The 5,284-nt window shown below is 73.0% G+C and carries 4 protein-coding genes and 1 pseudogene; 1 reads left to right on the top strand and 4 read right to left on the bottom strand.

Annotation, left to right across the window (positions count from 1 at the left end; genetic code table 11):
- Positions 1-124, top strand: a pseudogene (locus N4P33_RS32225) (shikimate kinase); the annotation flags it as partial.
- Between the two features lie 60 nt (positions 125-184).
- On the opposite strand, the gene N4P33_RS32220 reads toward N4P33_RS32225, so the two are convergent.
- The 4 genes from N4P33_RS32220 to N4P33_RS32205 form a co-directional block, all read right to left on the bottom strand.
- The gene (locus N4P33_RS32220) at positions 185-1,078 is read right to left on the bottom strand and encodes an arylamine N-acetyltransferase (protein ID WP_260830485.1); all 894 of its coding nucleotides are present in this window, start codon (positions 1,076-1,078) and stop codon (positions 185-187) included.
- A 100-nt stretch (positions 1,079-1,178) separates the two neighbouring features.
- Positions 1,179-3,032, bottom strand: coding sequence for an asparagine synthase (glutamine-hydrolyzing) (gene asnB / locus N4P33_RS32215; protein ID WP_260830484.1), 1,854 nt, complete (start codon positions 3,030-3,032; stop codon positions 1,179-1,181).
- A gap of 49 nt (positions 3,033-3,081) precedes the next feature.
- On the bottom strand, positions 3,082-4,647 hold the full coding sequence (locus tag N4P33_RS32210; RefSeq protein WP_260830483.1) for a carboxylesterase/lipase family protein: 1,566 nt from the start codon (positions 4,645-4,647) through the stop codon (positions 3,082-3,084).
- A gap of 121 nt (positions 4,648-4,768) precedes the next feature.
- The coding region (locus tag N4P33_RS32205; protein ID WP_260830482.1) for an FAD-dependent oxidoreductase at positions 4,769-5,284 on the bottom strand (516 nt) is incomplete at its 5' end.

Below are 5,284 nucleotides of genomic sequence, written 5' to 3'. Positions count from 1 at the left end.
CGCGGCCCGCCGCCCGCTCTACACGGAGGTCGCCCGGGCGGTGGTCGACACCACCGGGCGCACTCCGGAGGAGGTCGCGGAGGCCGTCCTCGCGGCCCTCGCCCCGCGAGCGGCGCGCGCCTGAAGGCCGAAGGCCCCCGTACGCGAACTCCCTGCCACTCGGCGGGGAGTTCGCGTACGCCCGTCACCGCCGGGCGGCGAGGAAGTCGTGCAGCAGCCGTTCCTCCTCGGCGGTGAGCGGCAGCCGGAAGGTGCCGCGCACCACGTCCACGGCCTCGTGCGGGCGCAGGACGCGCAGGCGCTGCTCGCCGCCGCGGTACTCGGTCATGAACTCGGTGTTCTTCAGCCGGTACCGCTCCTCGTCGCCGGCCCGCTGGACCACCAGCTGCCCCACAAAGGGCGAGCCGGGGCGGGTGGAGCTGACGTAGTGGGCGGCCTCGAAGTCGACGGCGTACTGCGGTTCGGTGCGGAAGGCGTAGATGTCGAACCAGCCTTCGGGGCGCCGGTACTGCAGGAGCCAGTGGCCGTCCTCGGTGGTCAGCCGCCACGACCAGCCGTCGACGGTGCTCTCCGCTCCCGCGCGCAGGGCGAGGGGCTCGATCAGCGCGGCGTAGCCGTAGCCGGGGTCGGCCAGCCACACCATGTCGTCCGCCCGCACGAGCAGGGCTGTGTGGGAGCGGAACCGGCGCTTGGCGCTGCCCTCGCGGATGCGGACCAGGAGCCGGGTGACGGGGAAGCCGAAGCGGTCCAGGGCGGCGGCGAACAGCAGGTTCGTCTCGTAGCAGTAGCCGCCGCGACCCGCCTGGACGATCTTGCGCTGGACGGCGTCGAGGTCGAGGGAGACCGCGCGCCCCAGGGCGATGTCGACGTTCTCGAAGCAGACGGAGTCCCGGTGTGCGCGGTGGAGCGCGCGCAGCGCGGCGAGCGAGGCCTCCCGCGGCCCCCGGTAGCCGACGCGGGCGAGGTAGGCGTCGAGGTCGAGCCGATCACTGCCCCACTCCGGGGAGCGGTCGACGACGAGGGGCAGGCCCGAGGCGTCGGTGTGGGTGGTGCCCGTGTGGGTGAACGTGGTGTCCATGAGCGTCCTTCCGCCGGTGCGAGAGGGGGGCCGGAATCGCACGGCGGTGCGGCGCGGCCCGTCCGGGTGCCGCGCGCCGCACGCCGCGCCGGTGGGTGGGTCACCCCTCCACGCGGACGTCGTACTCCTTCACCCACGCGTCGAACTCGACCAGGCGCTCCATCACGGCCCGCATGCCCCACAGGCCGCCGAGACCGGCGTAGGACTCGACGGGCTTGTCCAGCAGCTTGCGGATGCCCTCGGCCGGCACGAGGTCGAGCACCGGGGAACCGTCCAGCAGGGCCTCGACCTTGGCGCGCAGGGCCCGCACGTACTCCACGTCCTGGGTCGACGGGTAGGGGCTCTTCTTGCGCTCCAGCACCGACTCGGGCAGGACGTGGCTCGCGGCGGCGCGCAGCAGGCTCTTCTCACGGCCGTCGAAGGTCTTCATCGACCACGGCACGTTGAAGACGTACTCCACCAGCCGGTGGTCCGTGAACGGCACCCGGACCTCCAGGCTCGCGGCCATGCTGATGCGGTCCTTGCGGTCCAGCAGGAAGTTCTCCCAGCGGCTGATGTTGAGGTACGACAGCTCCCGCATGCGTGCCTCGTGCGCGGACTCGCCCTCCAGGCGCGGGACTTCGGCGAGCGCCTCGGCGTACCGCTTGGCCACGTACTCGTCGAGGCCGAGCCGGTCCCACAGGCCGATCTCCTTCATGGTGTCCAGGCCGCCGAGCCGGCGCCACGCGTCGTACCAGGGGAAGGTGTCGCCCTCGACGGCCTCCTTGTCGAAGAACCAGTTGTAGCCGCCGAAGAGTTCGTCCGCGGTCTCGCCGGACAGCGCGACGGTCACCTGCTCCTTGAGGGCCTTGCACAGGTGGTAGAGGGAGTGCTCCATGTCGCCGGTGGAGATGGGCAGGTCCTGGGCGCGCAGCACCCGCCCGCGCACGTCCTCGTCCAGGACGTGGTGGTTCTCCAGCTCGACGACGATGTGCTCGGCGCCGCAGCGGCGGGCGACGTCGACGGCGTACGGCGTGTCCGGGTCCCTCCAGATGCCGTTGCCGCGGAAGTTCTCCTCGTTGTTCCTGAAGTCGACGGAGAACGCCTTGATGCGCTCCTGCTTGCCCTGGTCGCGGAAGACCTTCGCGGCGAGCGCGGTGATGGCGCTGGAGTCGAGGCCCCCGGAGAGCAGGGTGCCCACCTTCACGTCCGCGACGAGCTGGCGTTCGACGATGTCCTCGAGGAGTTCGCGGACGCGGGCGACGGTGGTGTCCAGGTCGTCGGTGTGCGGGCGGGCTTCGAGCTGCCAGTAGGTGCGCGTGGTGCGGCCGCCGCGGTGGAAGCGCACGACGGTGCCGGGGACGACCTCGTGCATGCCCTTGAACACGGCGTGCCCGGGGGTGTTGATGATGGCGAAGATCTCCGCCAGGCCCTCGCGGTCCACGACCGCCTCGGCCTCGGGGTGCGCCAGGATGGCCTTGGCCTCGGAGCCGAAGAGCACGCCGTCGGGCGTCGGGTAGTAGAAGAGGGGCTTGACGCCCATGCGGTCGCGCACCAGCAGCAGTTCCTCGCTGCGGGGGTCCCACAGGGCGAGGGCGTACATGCCGTTGAGACGCTCGGCGAAGTGCTCGCCCCACTCCAAGTAGGCGTGCAGGACGACCTCCGTGTCGCTGGAGGTGCGGAAGGTGTGGCCGAGGCCGGTGAGTTCCTCCTTCAGCTCGCGGTAGTTGTAGACCTCGCCGGTGTAGACGAGGACGGGGAGGCCGTCGCCCTCGCCGGTGACGTGCATGGGCTGGCGTCCGCCCGCCAGGTCGATGATGGAGAGCCGGCGGTGGCCGAGGATCGCGTGCGGCGAGATCCACACGCCGCGGTCGTCGGGTCCCCGGCACGCGAGCGTCTCCGTCATGGCCGACGCCGTCGCGCCGTGTGCCGACAGGTCGTGGTCGTAGGCGACCCAGCCTGCGAGTCCGCACATCGAAGTCCCAGTCCTTTCGTTGCCGTGGTGGTGTGTGGCCGTGGGGTGTTCAGGGCCGCGGCACCCAGCCGGCGCGGTCCCAGTACGTCAGGTGGGCCTGGGCCGACACCGTGCCGATCCGGGCGACCCGCTCGCCGCCGAGGACCATCACGCTGGGACGGTCCGGGGTGAACTCCGGCCAGTCGGGCGCGTGTTCGCTGCTCGGTGCCCGGCCGCGGGCGAAGGACGCCACCAGGTCGATCAGCGTGTCGGAGATCCGCCGCTCCAGCGGTCCGTCCCCGTAGAAGGGCGCGTTGACCGGCAGCGTGAAGGTGCCGAAGAGGAACTTCGCGACGGCCTCGTGCGGGGTGGTGCCGGCGTACGGCGGCCTGAGCGGGTGGGCGAACTCCATCAGGTACTGCGGCGCGGCGGCCGGGCCGCCCTCGCGGGCGTGCCGTTCGGCGAGCCGGACGATCAGGTAGCGGAACAGCCCGTCGCCCCACACCTGCGTCCACACCGACACCGGGTCGACGGGCAGCCCCTCCGCCGCGGACGCCCGCCGGTAGTGGGCGACGCACTCCTCCACCTGCTCGTCGGTGACCTTGGCGGCACCCTTCTCCAGGACCTCGCGGACGGCCGCGCGCAGGTGGGTCTCGTCGGCCGGGTGCGGGCCGGGGTAGGGGTAGCCCGGGCCGGTGGTGAAGAAGGAGCCCTCGGTGCGGCAGTAGACCGGCATCATGGGGATGCCGGGCGTGGGCAGCGCGTGGTCGTAGCCGCGCATCCACCGCCCGTCGACGACCGGGCCCCGGTACTCCCGGCCGCCCTCCACGAACCGCTCGGTGGGGCGGCCCGCGTACACCTCGTCGAAGGCGTCCCGCAGGTCGCCGGCCGGTACGGCGCGCAGTCCCGGCACGGTCGTGCCGAAGCGGCGGGCGAGGTGCTCGTAGACCCGGCGGGACTCCTCGGGGGTGGTGGAACTGGCCGGGGCCCACACGTGCTTGACGCTGATGGGGACGATCCGGCGGATGATGCCGCGCAGTTCCGGCAGCAGGGCCAGCTGCCAGGTGCTGGAGCCGCCCGCCGAGGTGCCGGCGACGGTGATGTTGCCGGGGTCGCCGCCGAACGCGGCGGCGTTGTCGCGGACCCAGCGCACCAGCGCGGCCTGGTCCTGCAGGCCCCAGTTGGCGCAGGAGCCCGTGCGCGGGTCGGTGAGCTCCTCGTGCAGGCCCCAGCCGAACACGCCCAGACGGTAGTTGAAGGTGACGACGACCATCCGGCCGTGGACGGCGGTGCGGGCTCCGTCGTAGTCGGGCTCGCTGCCCGCGCCGAGCATCCAGCCGCCGCCGTGGATGTAGACCAGGACCGGCAGGCCGCCCTCCGTGTCCGGGGTCCACACGTTGGCGTACAGGCTGTCCTCGCTGCTGCCGGGCAGGTAGTCGCCCTGGAGGGAGGGGGCGGCGAACGCGGTGGCGTCCCGCACGCCCTGCCACGGCTCGGGCGGCCGGGGCGAGGCGAACCGCAGCGGGCCCACCGGCGCGGCCGCGTAGGGCACGCCCCGGAAGACGGTCAGTCCGCCGGAACGCCTCCCCGCCACTCGTCCCGCGGTCGTCCGGACGACCACTGTGCGACTGGGCATCTGGTGAACCTCACTTCCCGCCTCGGCGTCGTCGGGGGCGGCGCGGCGCGCACCATTAAGCACAGTGATCGTCGCTCCGGTGCCGGTCCGGCCGCCAACCGCCGGTCACTACTCCGTCAAGTCAGGCCGCGTCCGCCGCCCGGACGCGGCGCGCCGGCCCGCCGGGGTCCGGCGCGGACAGCAGCCGGTCGGGAGGGGCCGTCAGTTCCCGGCCGGTCAGGGCGCGCAGGGTGCGGTACGCGGAGGCGTCACCGGCGAGCACACCGCCGAGCAGGACGCGCCCCTCCGCGTCGAGGACGAGCTTGGCGTACGTGCCGGCGGTGTCGTCGCGCAGGACGTACTCCAGGGCGCCCTCGGTCTCGGCGTGCGCGTCGCCGAAGCTGGCCACGTCGACGCCGAGGAGTTTCAGCTTGGTGGCGGTGTCGGGGTCGGTGAAGGGGGCCGTGGGGCGGCCGAGCAGCTGGTCGGCGACCAGTTCGGCCATCCGGTAGCCGGGGGCCACCAGCCCGTAGGCGCGGCCCCGTACGGCCGCGCACTCGCCGACGGCCCAGACGTCCGGGTCCGCCGTACGGCACAGCTCGTCCACGAGGAAGCCGCCGCGTTCGCCCGTCGCGAGACCGGCGGGTCCGGCCAGTTC

Origin of the sequence: Streptomyces sp. 15-116A (genome assembly GCF_025290915.1) — a bacterium.
Taxonomy (GTDB): domain Bacteria; phylum Actinomycetota; class Actinomycetes; order Streptomycetales; family Streptomycetaceae; genus Streptomyces.
Note: the sequence above shows the minus strand (reverse complement) of the source record. Positions and strands in the feature narration are given on the sequence as shown.